Origin of the sequence: Clostridium caldaquaticum, from assembly GCF_023806125.1 — a bacterium.
In the GTDB taxonomy this organism is placed as follows: domain Bacteria; phylum Bacillota; class Clostridia; order Clostridiales; family Clostridiaceae; genus Clostridium_AT; species Clostridium_AT caldaquaticum.
In genome coordinates, this window is sequence record NZ_JAMSKT010000003.1 from 142,797 (window position 1) to 165,483 (window position 22,687).

19 protein-coding genes and 1 riboswitch are annotated in these 22,687 nt (G+C 32.4%); of the genes, 5 read left to right on the top strand and 14 right to left on the bottom strand.

The window, feature by feature from the left end:
* Window positions 1-85: 85 nt before the first annotated feature.
* From M2651_RS02945 to M2651_RS02955, 3 genes are read right to left on the bottom strand one after another with little or no spacing between them, the layout of a single operon-like run.
* Window positions 86-1,567 carry an ATP-binding cassette domain-containing protein gene (locus M2651_RS02945; RefSeq protein WP_252130842.1) on the bottom strand — a complete coding sequence of 494 codons (1,482 nt, stop codon included), beginning with the start codon at window positions 1,565-1,567 and terminating at the stop codon, window positions 86-88.
* On the bottom strand, window positions 1,564-2,619 hold the full coding sequence (locus tag M2651_RS02950) for a sensor histidine kinase (protein WP_252130843.1): 1,056 nt from the start codon (window positions 2,617-2,619) through the stop codon (window positions 1,564-1,566). The genes M2651_RS02945 and M2651_RS02950 overlap by 4 nt, the downstream gene beginning before the upstream one ends.
* A gap of 54 nt (window positions 2,620-2,673) precedes the next feature.
* A complete protein-coding gene (locus tag M2651_RS02955) occupies window positions 2,674-4,293 on the bottom strand; it encodes a response regulator transcription factor (protein WP_252130844.1) in 1,620 nt (539 codons plus the stop codon).
* Window positions 4,294-4,600: 307 nt separating this feature from the next.
* Here M2651_RS02955 and M2651_RS02960 point away from each other — a divergent pair, with 307 nt between their 5' ends.
* Both M2651_RS02960 and M2651_RS02965 read left to right on the top strand, forming a co-directional pair.
* Complete coding sequence (locus tag M2651_RS02960; RefSeq protein ID WP_252130845.1) at window positions 4,601-5,611, top strand: sugar phosphate isomerase/epimerase family protein; 1,011 nt, start codon at window positions 4,601-4,603, stop codon at window positions 5,609-5,611.
* A 13-nt stretch (window positions 5,612-5,624) separates the two neighbouring features.
* Window positions 5,625-6,017: a C-glycoside deglycosidase beta subunit domain-containing protein gene (locus tag M2651_RS02965; RefSeq protein WP_252130846.1), complete on the top strand. Its 393-nt coding sequence runs from the start codon at window positions 5,625-5,627 to the stop codon at window positions 6,015-6,017.
* Window positions 6,018-6,066: 49 nt separating this feature from the next.
* On the opposite strand, the gene M2651_RS02970 is transcribed toward M2651_RS02965, so the two are convergent.
* The 6 genes from M2651_RS02970 to xylA all read right to left on the bottom strand — a co-directional run bounded on the left by M2651_RS02970 (window position 6,067) and on the right by xylA (window position 13,098).
* Window positions 6,067-6,282 (bottom strand): heavy-metal-associated domain-containing protein, encoded by a 216-nt coding sequence (locus tag M2651_RS02970; RefSeq protein ID WP_252130847.1) that lies wholly within the window; start codon window positions 6,280-6,282, stop codon window positions 6,067-6,069.
* A gap of 76 nt (window positions 6,283-6,358) precedes the next feature.
* Window positions 6,359-8,602: a heavy metal translocating P-type ATPase gene (locus M2651_RS02975; protein ID WP_434062132.1), complete on the bottom strand. Its 2,244-nt coding sequence runs from the start codon at window positions 8,600-8,602 to the stop codon at window positions 6,359-6,361.
* Between the two features lie 22 nt (window positions 8,603-8,624).
* On the bottom strand, window positions 8,625-8,891 hold the full coding sequence (locus tag M2651_RS02980; RefSeq protein WP_252130848.1) for a metal-sensing transcriptional repressor: 267 nt from the start codon (window positions 8,889-8,891) through the stop codon (window positions 8,625-8,627).
* A gap of 131 nt (window positions 8,892-9,022) precedes the next feature.
* Window positions 9,023-10,522, bottom strand: a complete 1,500-nt coding sequence (xylB, locus tag M2651_RS02985; RefSeq protein ID WP_252130849.1) for a xylulokinase — start codon at window positions 10,520-10,522, stop codon at window positions 9,023-9,025.
* A gap of 34 nt (window positions 10,523-10,556) precedes the next feature.
* Complete coding sequence (locus M2651_RS02990; protein ID WP_252130850.1) at window positions 10,557-11,717, bottom strand: ROK family transcriptional regulator; 1,161 nt, start codon at window positions 11,715-11,717, stop codon at window positions 10,557-10,559.
* 61 nt (window positions 11,718-11,778) lie between these two features.
* Window positions 11,779-13,098 (bottom strand): xylose isomerase, encoded by a 1,320-nt coding sequence (xylA, locus tag M2651_RS02995; RefSeq protein WP_252130851.1) that lies wholly within the window; start codon window positions 13,096-13,098, stop codon window positions 11,779-11,781.
* A gap of 226 nt (window positions 13,099-13,324) precedes the next feature.
* A riboswitch (cyclic di-AMP (ydaO/yuaA leader) is annotated at window positions 13,325-13,446 on the top strand.
* Between the two features lie 2 nt (window positions 13,447-13,448).
* On the opposite strand from xylA, the gene M2651_RS03000 reads away from it, so the two are divergent.
* Complete coding sequence (locus M2651_RS03000) at window positions 13,449-14,474, top strand: peptidoglycan DD-metalloendopeptidase family protein (RefSeq protein ID WP_252130852.1); 1,026 nt, start codon at window positions 13,449-13,451, stop codon at window positions 14,472-14,474.
* A gap of 111 nt (window positions 14,475-14,585) precedes the next feature.
* On the opposite strand, the gene M2651_RS03005 is transcribed toward M2651_RS03000, so the two are convergent.
* Window positions 14,586-14,906: a rhodanese-like domain-containing protein gene (locus M2651_RS03005; RefSeq protein WP_252130853.1), complete on the bottom strand. Its 321-nt coding sequence runs from the start codon at window positions 14,904-14,906 to the stop codon at window positions 14,586-14,588.
* A 187-nt stretch (window positions 14,907-15,093) separates the two neighbouring features.
* Here M2651_RS03005 and M2651_RS03010 point away from each other — a divergent pair, with 187 nt between their 5' ends.
* Window positions 15,094-16,413, top strand: a complete 1,320-nt coding sequence (locus M2651_RS03010) for a replication-associated recombination protein A (RefSeq protein WP_252130854.1) — start codon at window positions 15,094-15,096, stop codon at window positions 16,411-16,413.
* A 69-nt stretch (window positions 16,414-16,482) separates the two neighbouring features.
* Here M2651_RS03010 and M2651_RS03015 read toward each other — a convergent pair whose 3' ends face one another.
* From M2651_RS03015 to arfA, 4 genes are all read right to left on the bottom strand, one after another.
* Window positions 16,483-17,373, bottom strand: coding sequence for a carbohydrate ABC transporter permease (locus tag M2651_RS03015; protein ID WP_350338282.1), 891 nt, complete (start codon window positions 17,371-17,373; stop codon window positions 16,483-16,485).
* Window position 17,374: 1 nt separating this feature from the next.
* Window positions 17,375-18,271, bottom strand: a complete 897-nt coding sequence (locus M2651_RS03020; protein ID WP_252130855.1) for a carbohydrate ABC transporter permease — start codon at window positions 18,269-18,271, stop codon at window positions 17,375-17,377.
* A 116-nt stretch (window positions 18,272-18,387) separates the two neighbouring features.
* The gene (locus M2651_RS03025; RefSeq protein ID WP_252130856.1) at window positions 18,388-19,758 is read right to left on the bottom strand and encodes an ABC transporter substrate-binding protein; all 1,371 of its coding nucleotides are present in this window, start codon (window positions 19,756-19,758) and stop codon (window positions 18,388-18,390) included.
* A gap of 28 nt (window positions 19,759-19,786) precedes the next feature.
* Window positions 19,787-21,298 (bottom strand): arabinosylfuranosidase ArfA, encoded by a 1,512-nt coding sequence (arfA, locus tag M2651_RS03030; protein WP_252130857.1) that lies wholly within the window; start codon window positions 21,296-21,298, stop codon window positions 19,787-19,789.
* A gap of 366 nt (window positions 21,299-21,664) precedes the next feature.
* Here arfA and M2651_RS03035 point away from each other — a divergent pair, with 366 nt between their 5' ends.
* Window positions 21,665-22,585 (top strand): ArsR/SmtB family transcription factor, encoded by a 921-nt coding sequence (locus tag M2651_RS03035; protein WP_252130858.1) that lies wholly within the window; start codon window positions 21,665-21,667, stop codon window positions 22,583-22,585.
* Window positions 22,586-22,687: the final 102 nt, after the last annotated feature.

Consider the following 22,687-nt stretch of genomic DNA (forward strand, 5'->3'; position numbering starts at 1 on the left):
TTTCATAACATTTTAACAATGGGACTATTTTTCAAAAAGGTGGCTTCTTTTTTGATGTTTTAACGTTTTCTGAAATTATTTTCATTTAGATGAATATTTTATCCTTGGCAAAAGTTTTGAAATTTCTTTTTTCAATTTCATAAGCAGCTTTACCATTTTTTAAAATTATTATTCTATCACATATTAATGTTAAATCTTTTAGATTAACTGAGAATAAAAGCATTCCTATTTCGTTTTTCGCAAGTTCTTCATAAGCTTCTGTCAGCTCCAGCTTTAAAAGTACATCAGCTCTTACAAAGGGTTCTACACAAATTAGTACTTTAGGATTAAATAACAGCCATCTATTATAAACTATTTGATGCTTTAAGGTTGAATCCACTGAAGATGGAGAATTGTTGACCTCGCTTTGTGAAGTTTTAACTATATTTAAACATTCCTTCTTAACAAAACGCTCTATCTTTGTATTAACTAAAAACTTAAAACGGCTTGTTTTTTTAATAACTGGCAGGATAATATTATCTAGTATACTCATCTTTGAAAATATAGAATCTTCAAGTAAGTCTCCTCTAACATAGCCAACTCCATGCCTTAAAGCGTGCTGAAGATTTTTAGGCTCATATTTTTTATCATTCAAATACATATGCCCTTGCGTTCTAGAGCCTTCTCCTATTAATAATTTTTCCAAATCTCTTTTAGCTTTATTTTCTATATCTAATACACCGACAATTTCTCCTTTATTAACATTTAGACTTAATCCATGTACATATTTAGTATGAATATTTTTAAGTGATAAAACTGCTGTATCTTGAGTATGAGAGTGTCTTTCTCTTGTCTTAGAAAATTCTCTCCCAACAACGATATCCATTAAAAAATCCTTATTATACTCTTGTGGATAAACTGTCTTCACATTTTTTCCTTCCCTCATTACTACAACTCTGTCAGAAATCTTCGTAACCTCATCTAAATCAGTTGAAATCCATAGCGTTGATATATCAGACCGTTTTAATTTTTTTAAAATATGAATAATCATATTCATTTCATCTATTGTATACGAACTTGCAATATCATTTGCTACAACGAGCTTAGCCTGCTTAACATAAGCCTTAATAAGTTTTACAGCCTGCTGCTCTGCTATAGACAGTTCTTCAGCTGTTTTATCAGGTTTTATATTTAAATTAAATTCTTCCATTAAAAGTTTTGTCTGATTTATTACTTTTTTCTTACTGAAGGATATATAGCTATAATTATTTTTCCAAATTATAAATATATTTTCAGCAACTGACAATTGAGGAACTAAAATATTTCGATTATAAAGCGAGAAAATTCCTAACTTTTCAGTTGGAATTTTTCTATCAATTTTATAAGGTTTTTCATCAAATAAAATTCTTCCTTTATCAAAGCTGTAGTTACTTCCTAAAATTTCTCCTAGTTCTGTCTTTCCGCAGCCTGATAAACCTACTAAACTTACTATTTCGCCTTTAAATATATTAAGCTTGAAATCATCCAGTACCCTGTAACCTTGTATATCCTTGTAAACATGTTCTAAGCGCAATACTTCCTTTTTCATACCTTATCACCCTTTATCAAGCTATAGTCATTTATAAGCGGAAGGGTTACCTCTACCTCTGTTCCTAAATTAAGAGTACTTGAGATAGTTATCCCATATTCACTCCCCCACAGCAGTTTCAACCTTTGATTAATATTTGTAATTGCAATTCCTAGGTTATTCTTTTTTTCTTTTTCATCAACTGTAATCTTATCACTGTTTAATCTTTCATTTATTTTTTCTAAAGTTTCGCTGTCAATGCCGACTCCATTGTCACTTACAGTAATAATAAGACGCTTTTCCGTAGCAGTAATATGAATTACTACTTCGCCGCTGCCAATCTTTGTTTCTAAACCATGGTATATTGAATTCTCAATAATAGGCTGAAGGGTTAATTTAGGCATTAAACAATGCCTAACTGAAGATTCCTCTGAATGATATTCAATCCTGAAGGATATACGATTATCAAATCTATATTTTTGAATAGTAATATAATTTTCTACATTTCTAAGCTCATCACTCAGTGTAACAAAGTCTCCTTTTTTACTAATGCTGTATCTAAAATAATTAGCTAGTGCCTCTGTCATTTCAGCAATTTCATGGTTTTTTTGAATTATTGCTTCACCTCGTATTGCCTCCAGAGTATTGTATAAAAAGTGAGGGTTAATCTGACTTTGCAGCTTTGATATTTCAGCCTGCTTTCGAAGAATTTCAAGAGCATGTTCTCTTTCCATGCTTTCTTTAAGCAGAGTAATCATTCTGTTTAAAGTATAAGTAATAGAAGCAGTATCATCCTGTAAATTAAAGGATAGCTCATCCTGTGTTTCTTCTAAAAACTGCAAAGCTGAATCAATATTCATAATTGGTATATATATATATCTTATAAAATGCTGTGCCATAAATATCAATACAATAATTTCAATAACTACTGCAGTAACAATAACAGATTTTTTTGCTGTATATATATTAAGTACATTAACAAGCAAAGTTAAAATAATGCTTGAAAATATTACAGAAACATTAATTATAAGTGCCTTTTTAAAAAATTTTTTTCTTTTTTTCTTATTCTTCATACAACCCTCCTGTATTCTTTTAAAGCACGTAAAGATTATTAATCTTTACGCCTCCTAGGAATACAGCTTTCTATATTCCGATGGTTTTAAGCCTACTTTTTTGTTAAAAAGTTTACTGAAGTATTTTACATCGCTATAACCTATTTTTTCAGATATCTCAGCCATACTTTTATTTGTTTTCTTTAAGAGCTTTTTAGCTTCTTCTATTCTGCAATTAATTAGATACTCCGAAAAATTCAAGCCGGTTTCTTTTCGAAAAATAGTACTTAAATATGAGCTGCTTAAATGAATTTCCCTAGCTACTATTTCTAAACTTATGTCTTCAGCAAAATGTTCTTGTATATATTGCTTTGCCATACGTATAGGCTTTGTATCCTGAAACTCTTTTTCATTATAAATGCATGATAAAGCACTCATAATAAAACTGTGAAGTGTTTCTATAAAAGTTTCTTCACTATAAGCATTATCTATAAAATCATCATATTTTTTTTGAATATCCTCATAAGGAGCTTTATTTACCCCGACATCGTTTACGTATTGCAGTAAAGTTTCACCAATAACTTCATAAAGCTCATACAGTGCAGAGGGATTATAATCTTTCTCACTATAAATCTCACTAATACAAGTATCAATAAGCCTCCTGCAGTTATCCTGTTCATTAGATTCAAAATAACTTTTTAACTGCTCTTTTCTTTCAGCAGTTAATATGTGCTTAATATTAAGTTTTTTAAATTTATGTTTGTTATAGTCTATAATTTCTTTATTTAAAAGAATAATTCTATATTTTACAGCTTCTACAGCTGCTTTAATACAATCTGGAATATTATTAAAATCTGTTTCAGCAATACTAAGACCAATAGTAACTTTAAAACAATTAAATTTATCTACTATATCTTTTAAATTTTCATTTAATTTTTCAATAGCAGCTTCAAACTTTTGTTTATCTTCTATTGAGTAATTTACAAGAGCTATCACTCCAGATTTAGCAACTGCATAAACGTATTCGGTGCAGCATGCTTCTAGGCTATTACTAACTTTGGCAGAAACTAAATCTAAAACCACTTGGTTATTAGTCTGGTTCTGCATGATTGTATCGATTTTAATATAAATAGCTTGATAGTAACCTTCTTTAAAAACCATCTGATATTCACGGTTTATTTCCTCAAGGGATTCAATACTTGACGTTTTAAAATTTCTTCCATCAAAAATATGATTTTTAATAAAATGACGCCTCATAGTTTCCTTAGTCATTGCTATTTGATTAAGAATATTACTGTTATCGTTTAATTTTTCAATCTGCTCCATCTTACTTTTTCTTATTTTTGTCAGTGCATCACAAAGTTCTGTTTTATTAATTGGCTTTAAGAGATAATATTCTACACCATATTGAAGCGCATTATAGGCATATTCAAAATATTTATATCCACTTATTATAATAAATACAGGGTTTAGATTGTTTTCTCTAGTATGTTTTATAAGTTCAATACCATCATAGCCCGGCATACGTGCATCCGTAATTACAACATCCGGCTTATGCTCACATATCATATTAAAGGCATCTAATCCGTTGTTTACGGTTGCAATCACGTTATATCCTAATTCTGCCCAGGGAACAATATTCAAAATTAAGTTGCAGACTCTTCTTTCATCATCAGCTATTATAACTTTCAGCACTTATTCCCAACCCCTTAGCTTAAGTTATAGTAATTATATTAATTACTTATTTTACAGTTTATCATTTTTTTAATTATCTTGACAATATAAAAGCTTAACTTCATTACATAACATTAACCTTTCAATTTATAAAAGCATTTAAATTATGACAAAAATTAAGATTGAATTTTTAATCTAAACAAACTTTAAAAATTAAAAATATATTTTTTACTGCAAAAAAACATAATGATTACAGCAAATAATCATTAGTAAGGCAAAAAATAAAATGATATTCTTTTATCATAATATAGTGAAAGGAGATTTTTTAATGAGCAAAATTAAAACATGTGTAAGTTTATACAGTTTGCAGGATGAATATTTAAATAAACGTATGACTCTTGAAGATATTTTTAAATTTTTAGCAGATAATTCAGTTGAAGGAATTGAGTTTTTACCAGATCAGATGATGCATAATGCACCTCATCCTTCAGAGGAAACTCTAGCAGAGTGGGACAGACTGGTAAGCACCTACAAAATGAAGCCTGTTATTGCAGATGTTTTCCTAAATACAAATTTATATAAAAACAGAGAATTAACTAAAAGAGAATGTGTAGATTTGTTAATTGAAGAAATTAAGCTTGCAAATAGATTAGGAATGAAATTAATAAGATTAGTTTCAATGGTACCTGATTTTGTAATCGAGCCATTACTACCTTATTGCGAAAAGTACGATGTTACTATAGCATTAGAAATACATGCTGGTTTAAGTTTTGATGTTAAGAAAACTCAGGATTTCATAGCTGAAATGAAGAGAGTAAACTCTCCTTATGTGGGCCTTGTTGTTGACACAGGAATCTTCTGCCGCAGACTGCCAAGAGTAATGGCTAATTACTGCAAAAATGTTTTAGGAACAAATCAGGAGGTTATTGATTATATCAATAAAATATTTGAGGAAGGAAGAGATCCAAGAAAAGTATATATTGAGAATAATGGATTCCCAGAGGATTTGAAGAAACTAATAAAATCTGATGCTGATCAATTTTTTGCTCATTTTGCTGATGGATACGAAAATGAACCTTACAGCGTTTTAGATGAATATATGCCATATATTAAACATTTTCACTTTAAATTATTTGAAATGACAGAAAGCGGAGAAGAATATTCTATAGACTACAGAGGAATTCTTCAATATCTTCATGATAAGGGCTATGACGGCTATGTATCTACAGAATATGAAGGAAACCGCTGGGTTCTTCCTGGTAATCCAATGGTAGAAAAAGAGCAGGTCATAGCACATCAGAAATTGATTAGAGAAGCTCTTAAAGAAATTCAAGGATAGGAGGATTAGTAATATGTTTGATAACAATGTTTTTCTTGAGAACAGCTGTAAAAATGTAGTACAAGCAGGTCAAATTATTGGTTTTGAATTAAAAACTAATATTACTTACTATAGAGGCATTCCTCTATCCATGGTAAATGATATTGGAGTTGAAGTAGATGGAGTAAAAGTTCCACGTGAAAATATTTTATGCTCAGTTGATGAAGTAGACTGGTTTACTTTAGATGAAATGGAAACTGTTACAACTTACAAATGGGAGTATGGCGAACCTCTAACAGTCCGTGTCATAAAGGAAGGCGGCTTATCTAAAGGAACTCACCAGGTAGCTTTAGATGTTGTTATTCGTACAGCCTATATACCTGTTCCTTTGGCCGGGAGAAAAGTAAGAACTGTTGTGATAGCTTAATTAAAAACAGAGCATTGATTATATTAATTTAATCAATGCTCCCTTTTTATTATAATATTTCTATTGAAACTACTTCATAGCCTGCATCTTCTATAGCAGACTTAATATCCTTATCTTCAATATCTGCTTCTGCCTCAATTATTGCTGTTTTAGCTTTCAAGTTTACATCTACGCTTGTTACCCCGCTAAGCTCGCTTAATGCCTCCTTAACATGATTAACGCAGTGACCGCAGCTCATTCCTTCAACTAATATTTTCTTTTTCATTTCATAGTACCTCCATTTAATAATTGTTTTTATAATTAAAAACTAGATATTAAGCTATATTTTTATCCAGCATCTTTTATTTTGCTGGCTTAAACCCTTTTAATCTTAATGCATTTAATAATACTGATACTGAACTAAAGCTCATAGCAGCAGCTGCAATTATCGGATTTAACAGTGGTCCGCCAAAAATATAAAGTATTCCCATTGCTACAGGTATACCTAAAGTATTGTAACCAAAGGCCCAGAAAAGATTCTGTTTTATATTTGCAATTGTTTTTTTACTTAACTGAATTGCAGTTGATACATCCATAAGGTCACTTCTCATAAGAACTATATCTGCTGATTCCATAGCAACATCTGTACCCGAACCAATAGCAATTCCTATGTCTGCTTGTGCAAGTGCTGGAGCATCATTTATACCGTCTCCAACCATAGCAACCTTCCTGCCTTCTGATTGAAGCTTCTTAACTTCATTTGCCTTATCCTGAGGAAGAACTTCTGCCAGAATTCTATCTATTCCTACCTGCTTAGCTATTGCTTCTGCAGTTCTCTTATTGTCACCAGTAATCATAGCAACTTCTATGCCCATTTTATGAAGCTGTTCTATTGCTTTCTTACTGCTTTCTTTAACAGTATCTGCAACAGCTACTATACCTGCTATTTTACCATCAATTGCAGCATACATAGGTGTCTTTCCTTCTTCAGCAAGCTTGTGTGAGGTTTCCTCAAGATTTTCCAATGAAATATTGCTCTCTAGCATAAGCTTTCGATTTCCTAAAAGTATAGTTTTTTCATCTATCTTAACTTCAATTCCGTAACCAGGTATGGCTTTAAAGAAATCAAGCTTTTTAAACTCTAAACCTTTTTCTTCAGCACTTTTTACTATTGCTTCTCCAAGGGGGTGCTCTGAACCCTTTTCTGCTGATGCAGCTAATTGCAGCAATTCATCTTTTGTTATAGCATCTGTAACTATTATATCAGTCACCTTTGGCTTTCCTTCTGTTATTGTTCCTGTTTTATCAAATACTATTGTCTTTACTTTATGAGCAATTTCAAGTGCCGCACCGCTTTTTATCAAAACACCATATTCTGCACCCTTGCCAGTACCAACCATAATTGCTGTAGGTGTTGCTAAGCCTAATGCACATGGACAGGCGATAACAAGAACTGATATAAATATCGTTAAAGCAAATACTAATGTTTCTCCACCAAACCAATACCATGCAGCTGCAGAAAAAATTGCAATTGTAATAACTACTGGAACAAAGTAACCTGAAATAATATCTGCCATTTTAGCAATTGGAGCTTTAGAACCTTGCGCATCTTCAACAAGCTTAATTATTTGAGCCAGTACTGTGTCTTTACCAACTTTTGTAGCTTTATATTTTATTGTACCATTTTTATTTATACTTGCACCTATTATCTTATCACCTATAGTTTTTTCTACAGGTATACTCTCTCCTGTAAGCATTGATTCATCAACGAAAGTCATACCTTCAATAACTTCACCGTCTACAGGCATCTTTTCTCCTGGTTTAACTATGATTATATCCCCTGCTTCAACTTCTTCTATAGAAATTTCTACTTCTTTGCTATCTCTTACAACTATTGCTGTCTTAGGAGCAAGTCCCATAAGTTTTTTAATTGCCTCAGAAGTTTTTCCTTTTGCAACTGCTTCCAGATATTTTCCAAGCAATATAAGTGTAATGATTACACCTGCTGATTCAAAATATAAATCATAGGCATAGTCTATGTTTCCACCATATATCTGAACTATAGCAAATATTCCATACAAAAAAGCTGCAGAAGTTCCTATAGCTATTAAAGAATCCATATTAGGACTACCCTTAAATATTGACTTAAATCCTACAGTAAAAAACCTGTGACCTGCTATCATTACAGGTATAACTAATATTAATTGTATCATCCCAAAATTTACAGGCTTTTTCATAGGGTCTATAATATCAGGTAAGTGAAACCCTGCAGACTCAAAAAACATATGTCCCATAGTTATAACAAGCAGCGGAACTGTAAAAATTGCTGATATAATAAACTTTTTCCATAAATACTTTATTTCTTTTTCTTTTTTTTCTTTATCTCTATCTACTGTAGTTTCTTCTACAGCTTTATATCCAGCTTTTTCTATTGCTTTCCTTATATCTGAAACTTTAACTTTTGAAGAATCATAGCTGATATTTAACTTTTCCGTTGCAAAATTCACATTAGACTCTGTAACACCATCAAGTTTTCTAGTAACTCTTTCGACTGTTTTTGCGCATGCAGCACAAGTCATCCCTTCTATCTTAAGACTCTTTTTCAAAACTCACCCTCCTCTTTTACGTCTATTTTTGAATAATCTTTTCTAAAATATCTATTATCTCATCTATTTTTTCATCGCCTTTGTCATTCTTTACCGCATCTTTCACACAATGAAGTATATGCTGCTTTAATATCAGCATATTTGCCTTTTTAAGTAAAGCCTGTGCTGCTATTATTTGATTTGATATATCAACACAGTATCTACCCTCTTCAATCATCTTTATTATTCCTTCAATCTGCCCTTTAGAAGTTTTAAGAGACATTAAAGCTTTAGTTTTTTCCTCATTCATTTATATCCTCCTTCCACCCCCACCATGAGAGGGGGGTATATCTGTAGTATAATCTTCTTTAAAATAATTTTCAAGAGGTTGTTACAAAATAATTTAAAGACCTAAAGTATTGAAAACTTTAGGCCTTTAAATTATTGCAGCTTGTTTATTTCCTTAAAGGATTCTTTTAATATTGGATACAAACTATTGTATACTCTATATATATTATTATATTTTTCTACGTTCTCTGGAATAGGATCTACTGAAGCTGTAACCTTTATAAGCTTTTCGCAGGCTTCATCTACAGTTTTATACAATCCACAGCCTACTGCCGCTAAAATAGCAGCACCATATGCAGGACCTTCCTTAGAACTTATAACCTGAACCCTTACTCCAAATATATCAGATAGAATCTGTCTCCAGAGCGGACTCTTTGCTCCTCCTCCGCTTACTCTAACTGCTTCTACAGGAACATTTAAGCTCTTAAGTATTTCAAGAGAATCTCTAAGACCAAAGCATACTCCTTCAAGCACTGCTCTTGTCATATCTGCTCTGCTTGTTGTAATATTTAGACCGAAGAAAACTCCTTTTGCATCTGGATCGCTATAGGGTGTCCTCTCTCCCATTAAATATGGCAAAAATACAACCCCATTGCTGCCTGCAGGAGATTCGGAAGCTTCCTTTAAAAGACTTTCAAAAGCATCTTTTTGGACATCTTTATTTATATCTTCTACCCACCATTTTAAACAGGAAGCTGCTGAAAGCATAACCCCCATCTGATGCCACTTTCCATTTGAATGACAGAAGGAATGAAGTCTGTTTGCTTCATCTACCTCATAATTGTCGCTGCTTGCAAAAACAACCCCTGAAGTTCCTAGTGCAACAGATAGAATACCACTTTTAACTATACCAGTTCCTACTGCACCAGCTGCCTGGTCTCCAGCACCTCCAACTACTACAGTTTCCTCTGTAAGTCCAGTATATTCTGCAACCTCTTTAGTAAGTTTTCCTGTAACTTCCCAGGATTCATATACTTTAGGAAGCACCTCTTCATTTATTTGAAGTATGTCTAGCATCTCTTTTGACCATTTTCTTTCTTTTACATCAAGCATCAGCATTCCAGAAGCATCAGATACATCTGTAGCAAATTCTCTCGTTAATTTATATCTGATGTAATCCTTTGGCAAAAGTATATGAGCTATTTTATCAAAAATTTCTTTTTCATGTTTTTTTACCCATAACAGCTTTGGAGCAGTGAACCCTGTTAATGCCATATTTCCTGTATAAAGTGATATTTTATCCTGGCCAATTTCATTATTTAGATAATTACACTCTTCTTGTGTTCTTTGATCGCACCAAAGTATAGCAGGTCTTAAAACATTACCTTCTTTATCTAAAAGTACAAGTCCATGCATCTGACCGCTAAAGCCTATGCCTTTTATGCTTGCTCCGTCCACATTTGAAGATTTTACTAATTCCCTAATTCCATCTCTTGTAGCATTCCACCAGTCCTCTGGGTTTTGCTCAGCCCAATTAACCTTTGGATAACTCACATCATAATCCTTTGATATTGACGCTATTACTTGTCCAGCATCATTCATGATAACTATCTTAACCGAGGAAGTACCTAAATCTACTCCTAAAAAATTCATACAAATCCATCCTCCCTAATTTCTTTATTAAATATTATATATTACTGAAGCCAAAACTATCTAAAATAGGTATAAGCGATACACCTAATATATTTGAATCATTTCCAAGACTTGAAAATAATATTTTTACGTCCCCTTCCTTGTAAAATTCATTATTTTTAAAAATTTTACTTGAAAGCTTATGATTAAAAACATCTGAAAATTTACTAATATCTCCTCCTATAACAATATAGTCTGGATTAAATATAAAAATAAGGCTTAGTATACCTTCTGCTAAATTATCTGCATACTCATCAATTACCTGAATTGCATTTTTTTCATTTAGATTAAATCTTTGTATAATTTCATCTATGCTATTTACCGTATTCTTTGTCTTCTCATTGTAATCTTTTATTAATGCACGGCTTGAAGCATAGGTCTCCCAGCAGCCCTTTCTTCCGCAATTGCACTGCCTTCCATTTTTAACTATACACATATGTCCAATTTCCCCTGCTCTTCTGTCCCTGCCTTTATACATATCATTGTTAATAAAGATTCCTCCGCCTATCCCCTCTGTAATGGAAATATATATTAAATTATTTAAATCTCTTGCTACTCCAAGCTTTGATTCTGCCAATGCTCCTGCATTAGCTTCATTTTCCAGAAAAATAGGCACATTAAAATGAGAGTAAAGTTCTTTAAAAGAAATGTTTTTAAGTCTAAAATTCGTTGCAACCTCAAGAGTAAGCTCCTTTTCATTCACAGTACCTGGAAGAGAAAAGCCTATTCCTAAAAGCTTGGTTTTTACATTCATATTTGAATTTATTAAATCTTCTATTAATGCTTTCACTACTTTAAGAACTTCTTTTTCCGTAATAACAGTCAATTCCTTTTTTCTATCTGAAATTATTCTGCTGTTTAAATCAGTAAGAACAGCTCTTACATAATCTTTTCCTAAATCGATACCAATGCTGTATCTTGAATCAGGTAAAAATCTTATGATAACAGGCTTTCTTCCACCTGTAGAGGTGGCCATCCCAGCTTCTTCTACGATGCCTTCTTCTATAAGTTCTCCTACTATTGTTGTTACCGTTGGGACACTAATATCAAGTTTTCTTGATATATCAAGCTTAGTAAGTTCTCGTTCCTTTGATAAAAGATTTATTATTCTCTTTTTATTATTAGTTTTTATATCACTATGATCTAATGCTACCATTTCATCACCACTTATAAACATAATGTAGAGACAGTTACTGCCTCTACATTATTTTACACTATTATTCGTTAAATATATATTGATTTAATTTAGCTTCTAAAAGCTCTTGTCTTCCAGACTTATTTTTAATTACACTGTTAGCTAAAGCGTATTTTTCTAAGGATTCAAAATCTGCCTTACCTTCAACGATATCCTTACCAATTCCTTCTGTAAAGCTCTTGTATCTTTCAGCTACAGCCTTTTCGAATTCACCTTCTTCAAGCATCTTGTAAGCAATTCTTAAACCGTGAGCTAAAGTATCCATACCAGCTATATAGCCAAGGAATAAATCTTCTACTTCAAAGGAAGCTCTTCTAACCTTAGCATCAAAATTAAGACCTCCCTTTCCAATTCCACCGTTTTTAAGTACTTCATACATAAGAAGGGCAGCGTCATAAATATTTGTCGGGAATTGGTCTGTATCCCATCCTAAATTTGGATCTCCTTGATTGATATCAAGGCTTCCTAGTACTCCGTTAATTCTAGCTAATGCAACTTCGTGCTGGAAAGTATGTCCTGCTAATGTAGCATGATTTGCTTCAATATTCATCTTGAAATATTTATCTAATCCGTAATTTCTTAAGAAACCTAAAACTGTTGCTACATCAAAGTCATATTGGTGTTTTGTTGGTTCCTTTGGCTTTGGCTCTATTAAGAATTGCCCAGTAAAACCTATCTTTTGAGCATAATCTACTGCCATTTTTAAGAATCTAGCTAAGTTATCTTGCTCTAATTTTAAATCGGTGTTTAATAAAGTCTCATAACCTTCTCTTCCACCCCAGAATACATAGTTTTCTCCACCAAGCTCTTTTGTAACTTCCATAGCCTTCTTAACTTGAGCTGCTGCATAAGCAAATACATCAGCGTTGCAAGTAGTAGCTGCACCATGTACATATCTAGGATTTGAGAAAGCATTTGCTGTTCCCCAAAGAAGCTTCTTGTTATGAGTCTGCATTAACTCCTTGCAGTAAGCAACTATCTCATCAAGATATGCATTAGTTTCAGCTAAATCCTTTCCTTCTGGAGCTATATCTCTGTCATGGAATGCAAAATAATCAATTCCTAGCTTATTCATAAACTCGAAAGCTGCTTCCATTTTAGCTTTAGCAATTTTCATTGGGTCTGTCTCATTATCCCAAGGCTTTTGATATGTTCCTACTCCAAATGGATCTGAACCATTTGCAGCTAAAGTATGCCAATAAGCCATTGTGAACTTAAGATGTTCCCTCATTGTTTTTCCGCCTATAACCTCATCTGGATTATAGTATTTAAATGCAAAAGGATTTTTAGAATCTTTTCCTTCATATTTTATTACTGGTACATTTTGAAAATATTCAGCCATCTTTCCCATCCTCCTAATATTCGTTATTATGAAACTGTTTTCACTTCTCATGATTTTATTTTACAACAGCTTGTTTTATTTTTCAATATGTTTTTAAAAATATTTTAAAAAGTATTTTAAAATATTAAATATATGTATTTTTTATCATGGATAAAATTTTTTAAAAAATTATTAAGTATAAGTAATAACTTTTTGTTTACATAAGTATTAACTATCATTTATAATGTAAATTAATATGCTTAATCTACATATGTAGAACGGGGGATAAACCATTTGGGGTGAATCTTTTGAAGGTATCTCTATAGCCTAACCCGTCAACTAACCTCGTAAGCCTTATAGAGGAGGATATTATGTTAAACAGAAGAATATTTATTTTTGGTGCAGCTTCTATTTTAGCAGCTATTCTTACTGCAACTGCTATAATGACTGGCACTACAACAAAGTCTGATACAATTTCAGTAAATAGTTCAGTATTATCTGAACAGACAAAACAAAATGAACAGGCCTCTGTTACTGATGTTAAACAAGACAATTCAAACGCTTCAAATATAAATGATATAAATGACCCTAATGTAGCAGAAACTCAAAACGCTTCAAATAAAGATGCCGAAGCTAATATCATTACATATACTGTTAAATCAGGTGATACTTTAGAAAGCATAGCAAGTACATATAATCTAAAAGCAAAAAATATAGCTGAATCCAATAATCTAAAAGCTGATTCCCAGCTAAAAGAAGGACAAGTTTTAGAATTTCCTTCCATAGATGGTGTACTTTATAAAATTAAAAACGGAGAAACTCTTTGGGATTTAGCTATGTTGAATAAGATTGATTTTAACAAAATTGTTGAAGTTAATAAACTGGAATCTCCAGATAAGTTAAAATTAGATCAGAAAATAATAATGCCAGGAGTAGATGAAGTTAAATCTATAACTCCTAAAACTACCAATAAAATTACAGCTTTAAATACATCCTTAAATCGTGGAGGCTCTATATCTGCAAATACTACTATGAAGGGCTCATTACCTGTTAGAGGAAAAATTACTTCATTGTTTGGTGAACGTTGGGGCAGACAGCATGAAGGAATTGATATTGCTGCACCTGTTGGTACTAATGTTTTAGCATCTATGGATGGTACGGTATCATTTAGCGGCTGGGAAAGCGGATACGGAAATCTTATAATAATCAATCATGGAAATGGGTTACAAAGTTACTATGCTCATAACTCAAAATTATTAGTTAAAAAGGGACAAGTTGTTTCTAAAGGTACTCATATTGCTGAAGTAGGCAGTACTGGAAATTCCACAGGACCACACTGTCACTTTGAAATCAGAAAAAACGGAACTGCTGTAAATCCTTTTAATTATGTAAAGTAAAAAAAATTATGCCTTGAAATTACTTCAAGGCATTTTTCTATATAACCTTTCTAGAGGCAGAGCCTGACAAAAAAAACAAATTTAGCTCTGCCTCTAGCTTTAAACTTCAATTTATCTTTCTAATTTCCCTATATATCTTCCAGTACCACCAGCTACATTTACTATATTAAAACCATGTTCTTTTAGAATTTTACAAGTCCTTGAACTTCTTGAACCAGATTGACATATAATATGATATTCTTTTGACTTATCAAGATATTTCTCAGGCTGTTTTAAAATTGTATCCATTGTAATATTCTTAGCTGTTGGTAAATGTCCAGCTTTATATTCGTAAGGTTCTCTTATATCTATTAATTCTACTTTACCTATTAATTTATCCATTTCATTAACATCCACTGATTTTACTGAATTTTTTAACATAAATTGAAACATTATTTAACCTCCTTAAATTATATCGCTATATAACAATATTCTTATATATTTATAATATTAATTTATTTTAATTTTGTCAATAGTTATAGTATTAGATTTACATTCAATATGTTTATTATTCTTCTATCACTAATAAAATATGTTATAATTAACTCAAAATTTAATAAATAACACAGGAAGTGAATATATGGATTTATTTGATATAGCTAACCAGAAAAATAATACTAATTTAAAGCCTTTAGCAGAAAGAGTGCGACCAGAAACATTGGAAGAATACATAGGTCAGCAGCATCTGCTTGCTAAAGATAAAATGCTCTATAGAGCCATAGTAACAGATAATATATCTTCTGCTATATTTTACGGCCCCCCAGGTGTTGGAAAAACAACCCTTGCAAGAATAATAGCCAGCCAGACAAAAGCAAATTTCATAGAACTTAGTGCAGTAACTGCAGGAACTTCAGATATAAAAAAGATAGTACAGGAAGCAGAAACAAACTTAAAACTCTACAGCAGAAAAACCATACTGTTTTTAGATGAGGTTCATAGATTCAGCAAAGCCCAGCAGGATTCGCTTCTGCCTTCTGTTGAGAAAGGCGTTATAATCTTAATCGGAGCTACTACAGAAAATCCTTATTTTGAAGTTAATAATGCCTTGCTGTCTCGTTCAATGATATTTGAACTCAAAGCCTTAACTGACAGCGATGTAATAAAAGCACTTAAAAACGCAATTAAAAATCCAAAAGGCTTTGGCAATTTATCTATTGATATTGAAGAAGAAGTTTTTAATTACTTTGCTGTTCACAGCAATGGTGATATTAGAAAAGCATTAAATGCTTTAGATATGGCAGTAAAAACCTCAAAAAAAATAAACAACAAAATTATCATAACCGTAGAAGATGCCAAAGAATGTATTCAAAGAAAAATGTCTTTATATGATAAAAACGGAGATAATCATTATGACACAATAAGTGCTTTTATTAAATCAATGAGAGGAAGCGATCCTGATGCAGCAGTTTTTTACCTTGCAAAGATGCTTGATGCAGGAGAAGATCCTGTATTTATAGCAAGAAGAATTGTTATTTTCGCTTCAGAGGATATTGGAAACGCAGACCCCATGGCTCTTGTAGTTGCTACAAGCGCTATGACAGCCTGTCATATGATAGGAATGCCCGAATGCAGAATTAACCTTTCTCAAGCTGCTATTTATGCTGCCTGTGCTCCTAAATCAAACGCATCTTATAACGCTATTGATTCAGCCCTTGAAGAAGTAAGAAAACATAGAGACTCTGGTATACCGCCTCATCTTATGGATGCTCATTATAAAGGTGCCTCCAGCTTAGGACATGGAACTGGATATCTTTATCCACATGCTTTTGGGGGCTTTATAGAGCAGCAGTACCTTCCAGACTCCCATAAAAATAATATTTACTACAAACCTACTCAAAACGGAATGGAAGCAAGGATAAAAGATAGGCTGAATAAATTATGGAAAGATAAGCAAAGATAATTATTATAATTATAAAGCTATAGGCTTGGTCAAAATATATTTCCCAAGCCTAACTTGAATTACTTTTTATTAACCCTTTACAGCTCCGGCAGTCATACCGTCAATAAAATACTTCTGAAAACACATGAACAATATAAATATTGGAAGTATTGCAAAAAAGGATCCGACAATCAGTAAATCATAATTGTTACCATATGGTGTTAAAAGTGTCTTCAAACCAATAGGAAGAGTAAATTTATTCTGGTCGCCCAATACCATGAACGGCCATAACAAACTATTCCAACTGTTCATGCCATTTAATATTGCCATAGCAGCAAAAGAAGGTTTCATAACTGGTAAAATTAATCTGAAGAAAATACCGTATTCTGATGCTCCATCTACTCTACCTGCAGCAATAATCTCCTTTGGAATTCCCCTTAGATACTGCCTGAAGAAAAATATGGTACCAGCATTGGCTATACCAGGCAGAATAATTGCATTATAGCTGTTCATCATACCAAGATCATTAATTAATGTATATAAAGGAAGAAGTAAAATTTCAAAGGGCACCATCATAATTAAAAGTACGCAAATAAAGAAAAAATTTTTTCCTTTAAAATCATATGCGGCAAAGCCATAGGCTACAAAAGCACTGACAAATAAAGTTAAAGTTACCTGTATAATAGTTATGAACATGCTATTTTTAAACCAAAGAAAATAATCATGTTCTCCTGTAAAAAGAAACTTAAAATTGTCAAAACTCATTATGCTTAAATCAAATTTAAGATTTAAACCATAACGGATTAAACTTTCACCTGGTTTAAAAGATGCTAAAGTTATTGCGTAAAAAGGAAGCATAATCAAACAAAATAGTCCAATAAAAAATATAAACAGTAAAATACTAAGAGTTCTATTTTTCTTCTTTCCTACAACATTGCTTACTCTAATCGTATTCATTTTAACTAAACTAGTTTTATTCAAATTAATCCTCCTCCTTTTTAAACATTCCTGTAAATGCTAACTGAGTCAGATTAATTGTCATAGCAACAACAAGAAGAACTATTCCAACTGTAGCAGCATAGCCTAATTTGTTCTTTTCTATCCCCTGTCTATATAAATATCCAACTATTGTTAGACCAATATTTTTCGGTGAATTATTACCATTAAACATCATTAAGCTTTCAGTAAACATAGCTAAACCAGCATATATACTGATTGTTACCACGTAAATTGTTGTTGGTTTTAAAAGCGGCATTGTAATTGTCTTAAACTGCTGAAATGCTGAAGCCCCATCTATTGCTGCAGCTTCATAGTATTCATTATCTATGCTCTTTAGTCCTGAAAGAAAATATAACATATTTACACCTGTCCATCTCCAGCAGGCAAGCGTTAATAAAGCAATATAGCTAAGTGTTCCATCCTTTAAATATTTAAAAGGACCCATACCAAATACAGATAATATACTATTTAATAAAGAACCCTCCATTTCTCCGAAAATCAAGCGAAAAATTGTACCTGCAACAGCTACCGAAGTAAGAGCTGGGAGAAAAAAAGCTGATTTAAAAAATTCTCTTCCTATCATTATCTTACTGTTAATAAGAACAGCAAAAAGCATAGGAAATGGTATTAACAGTACCAAAGTACCTACCATATATTTGACACTATTTAAAACTGCCTGCAGGAAAACTGTGTCTGTTGCAAGCTTTTTATAATTCGAATAACCGATCCATTTGGGAACCTGTCCCAGCATTCTTTCCTGAAAGCTCATAACAACAGAGTTTGAAAGGGGGTATATCCAGAATATTAAAAATACTATTACAAATGGTGCAATGAAAACATAAGGTGCAGCCTTTTGGGAATATATAAATTTCTTTATCAAAACAATCACTTCCCTTATATAAATATTTTTTATAAAGCAACTGCCATATACTGTATTTAATAAAATATCGTATATGGCGTTTACTTGTATTGTTATTTTTTTATTCAATACTTTATTTATTTAAGTTCCTGTTCAATTGTCTTCTGTGCTTCATCTAGCGCTTCCTTAACATCCTTGTCATCTTCAAATATAGCATTTAGAGTTGTTGTACAAAGAACATTATTAATAGTTGGTGAAGCTTTTACTGACTTAATAAACTTAATTTCTCCTTTAATTTCATTTAATACATCAAATGGATTAGTCTTAAAATATTGAACAAATTCATTATTTGGATCATGAGTAATTGATTTGTCTGTCCATATAGCTGTATTTACCGGGTCAAATCCCAATGTCTTCCATATATTAACTTCGCCCTCAGGTGAAAGCTTAGCATAAGCAACAAACTCTTTTGCCAACTGAACATTTTTAGCTGTCTTAGTAACAACTGTTCCAGTTCCACCTAAACCAAGAGAACGAGGCTGACCTTCTTTAAACACTGGAAGCGGAGCTATAGCAAACTTACCCTTTAAGTCCTTCATTTCATTTGTAAATCTTGACATATACCATAGCGGCATAAATGCACTTGCATAATTACCCTTGTTGAATTCCCCTTTTCCTTCTTCTGTATCTGGTTGTCCACCTGGAATAGTAGCAATTACATTATTTTTCTGTAAATCCTTTAACATTTCAAGCCCCTTGATTAACTCAGGTGAGTTAACTTTCGGCTTTCCATCAGCATCTGTCAGGTCAGCCCCCTGCTCTGTTGCAAGTATTGACAGCTGCCATAAAGCTGAAGTATCCGCTGTTCCCATATACTTTCCTGTCTTTTCATATACTTTTATACCAGCTTTTTTATAGTCATCCCAGGTTTTTATTGTCTTATAATCAACACCAGCTTTTTCAAGAATTTCCGTGTTATAAAAAGCTACTGTTGCACCAACATGTGTTGGAGCACCGTATACATGTCCGTTTTTGCTGTAAATTTCAAGACGAGCTGGAACTACCGTACTCTTAAATGGAGCAATAACATCATCCAAGCTTTCTAAAGGAACATTTTCCCCTTCAAGAAAGTTAGGAAATCTCCCAAGTTCCACATCAGAGATATCAGGGGCTCCCTGTCCTGTCTGAACAGCAATTAATAATTTGTTATGCATATCATCATATGGCATAACAGTAACATTTAACTTAATCTGTTTATTGGGATTCGCTTTATTCCAAGAGTCTACCATAGTTGAAAAATGTTTTCCGTGTAAATCAACAAATGTCCAGTAGCTAAGCTCGGTTGCATTTGCACCAGCTGTTTCAGCACCTAACTGTGTTTGTTTCTGTTCTTTTCCGGATGCTGGAGCTGAGTCCCCACCTGATTTCTTCCCACATGCCGTTAATCCACCCATAGCCATTACTGACACCATTGTAACAGCTAAGAATGTTCTGGTAAATTTTCTCATAAAAATTCCCCCTTTATATAAAAAAATTTTATTTTGCTAATCTGATTACATTCCAAGATAATTTTGAAAGATTTGCTGTTAATTTTCCTTCAGTAATTTCAGCATTTCCATTTTTATTTGGAACTACGTTAAATGGATTAGCTTCTGTATTTACTGCATATACATCATCCTTTTCAAGAACGATATGCTCAATTACTCTATATCCTTCAAAATGTCTAACATCACATTCAAAGCTAAGCAAATCCTGAACATCTTTATTTAAAGCAAAAATTGTTAATTCTTCTTTTTCTTCATTAAATACAGCAGCTGCTTGAAGAATTGGAACATCAGTATAATCCTTGCTGTCATATACTGGTGAAAATATTACAGGATTTAATACAACTCCTCTACCATAAGCTGAAACATGAGCAAATGGATAAAATATTGTTTGTCTCCATGCTCCACCGCCATTGGATGTCATTATTGGAGCAATAACATTTACCAATTGAGCCAAACAAGCCATCTTAACGCGGTCAGCATGTTTTAGGAAAGTTATTAACATTCCACCTACAAGCAAAGCATCCTGAAAATCGTAAACGTCTTCAAGCTGAGGAGGTGCTATTGACCATCTTTTAATTTTTCTGTCAGCTTCATTAGAATGAAACCATACATTCCACTCGTCGAAGGAAAGGTTTATTGTCTTTTTAGATCTCTTTTTAGCCTTTACATAATCAGCAGTTGCAATTACTGACTTTATAAACGCATCTAAGTCCATTGTTTTACCTAAAAAGTTTGCTGTATCTTTTTCATGATTACCATAATATTGATGCAGTGAAATATAATCTACATGCTCATAAGTATGCTCAAGTACTGTTGCTTCCCATTGACCAAAGGTTGGCATATGAATACTTGAGCTTCCACAAGCTACTAATTCGATTGTAGGATCAACCCATTTCATAACCTTAGCCGTTTCACAAGCAAGACGTCCATACTCCTCTGCTGTCTTATGACATATCTGCCAAGGTCCGTCCATTTCATTTCCTAAACACCAAACCTTTATATTATGTGTATTTTCATATCCATGTGATCTTCTTAAATCACTCCAGTAGGTTCCGCTTGGATGATTGCAATATTCTACAAGGTTTCTTGCTGCATCTGCACCACGAGTACCTAAATTTACTGCCATCATAACTTCACTATTCACTTTCTTAGCCCAGTGTGCAAACTCATTTGTACCAATTTGATTAGTTTCTATAGTTCCCCAAGCCAGTTCAGTTCTTCTTGGCCTTTTTTCTATAGGCCCTACACCATCCTCCCAGTTATATCCAGACACAAAATTTCCGCCTGGATATCTGATTATAGGAACATTTAATTCCTTAACTAATTCCATTACATCTTTTCTAAAGCCCATTTCATCTGCTTTTGGGTGACCTGGTTCATAAATTCCACCATAAACTGCACGACCAAGATGTTCAATAAAAGAACCGTAAAGGCGCTTATCCACCTCACCAATTTTGTAATCCTTATCTAGTATCATTTTTGCTTTTTTTGTGTTTAACATGCTGTTCCCCCCTAAAAACAAATAATAGTTTTTATACAACCTAATCAATTAAGCTATTCTTTGTTTTAAAAATATTTAAAACGTTTAATTAACTTTTATGTTTATATTATGCCATTTATGGTTATTGCTGTCAATATATTTTTATAAATTGTTTTATATTTTTTTAAAATAATTTATTTTAAATTATATGTTTTAATTATTTATAATTTGTTGTATAATATACATAATTATAAAATATTGTTCTCATCTTGAACACACAATGTTTTTTATGGAATTTTATATTAGAAGTGCAAATTAATTATCAAGTTAATAAATTTATTTGTTTTTATTTTAAATTTATATAAAATAAAAAGAAGGAGTTAGGACATGATTCACATTACAAATTTAAAAGAAAGCCTGCCTCTGTTTAAGGCATTGAGTTCTGATATCAGAATTGAAATTATAGAATTACTATCGGAATATAAACAACTTAATATGAATGATATTTCAGAAAAGCTTAATCTGACAAATGGTGCTGTTACCATGCATATAAAAAAACTAGAAGAATGCGGATTAATCAAAATCAATACCCTGACAGCAAAACATGGTATTCAAAAAATCTGCTGTCTTCATGAAGATAAATTTGTTATAGATATAGGTAATCAAAATATTCCAAACTCTTATGAGTGCGAAATCGGAGTTGGTCACTACTCTGCTTACGAAATATATCCGACCTGCGGCATAGCTACAAAAGATAAGATAATCGGTGAAGTAGATAACCCAAGCTACTTTGCTGATCCAGAAAGAATAAACAGTGATATTTTATGGTTTACTAAAGGTTTTGTAGAATATAGAATTCCAAATTATCTTAAGCCCGGTCAGGAATTTTCCGAAATTCAAATCTCTATGGAGATAAGTTCTGAAGCTCCCGGCAACTGTTCTATATGGCCCTCAGATGTTAATTTCAGCTTAAACAACTTTCATTTAGGAAGCTGGACCAGTCCTGGAGATTATGCTGATACAAAGGGTTTGCTTACACCATCTTGGTGGTTTCCGACGTGGAATCAATACGGGCTTTTAAAGCTTTTAACTATTAATAAATTCGGTACCTTTATAGATGGCTTGCAAATTTCCGATGTAACTTTAGAAGATTTTAATCTAAACTATAAAAGTGATTTATTTTTTAGACTATCAGTACCTGAAAATGCAAACCATGTTGGCGGCTTAACTATTTTCGGAAAAAACTTCGGCAATTACAATCAAGGTATAAATATTAGAATTATTTATGAACAAGCTTCACAAAATTAAACCAGTACTGAACGCTTTTAGTTTTTAATTACTATCTTGCTGCAGGAGTGTCTGCTACAACTTCTCCTGCAGCTTGTTCTCAACCTTTTTTAAGCTTTTAAA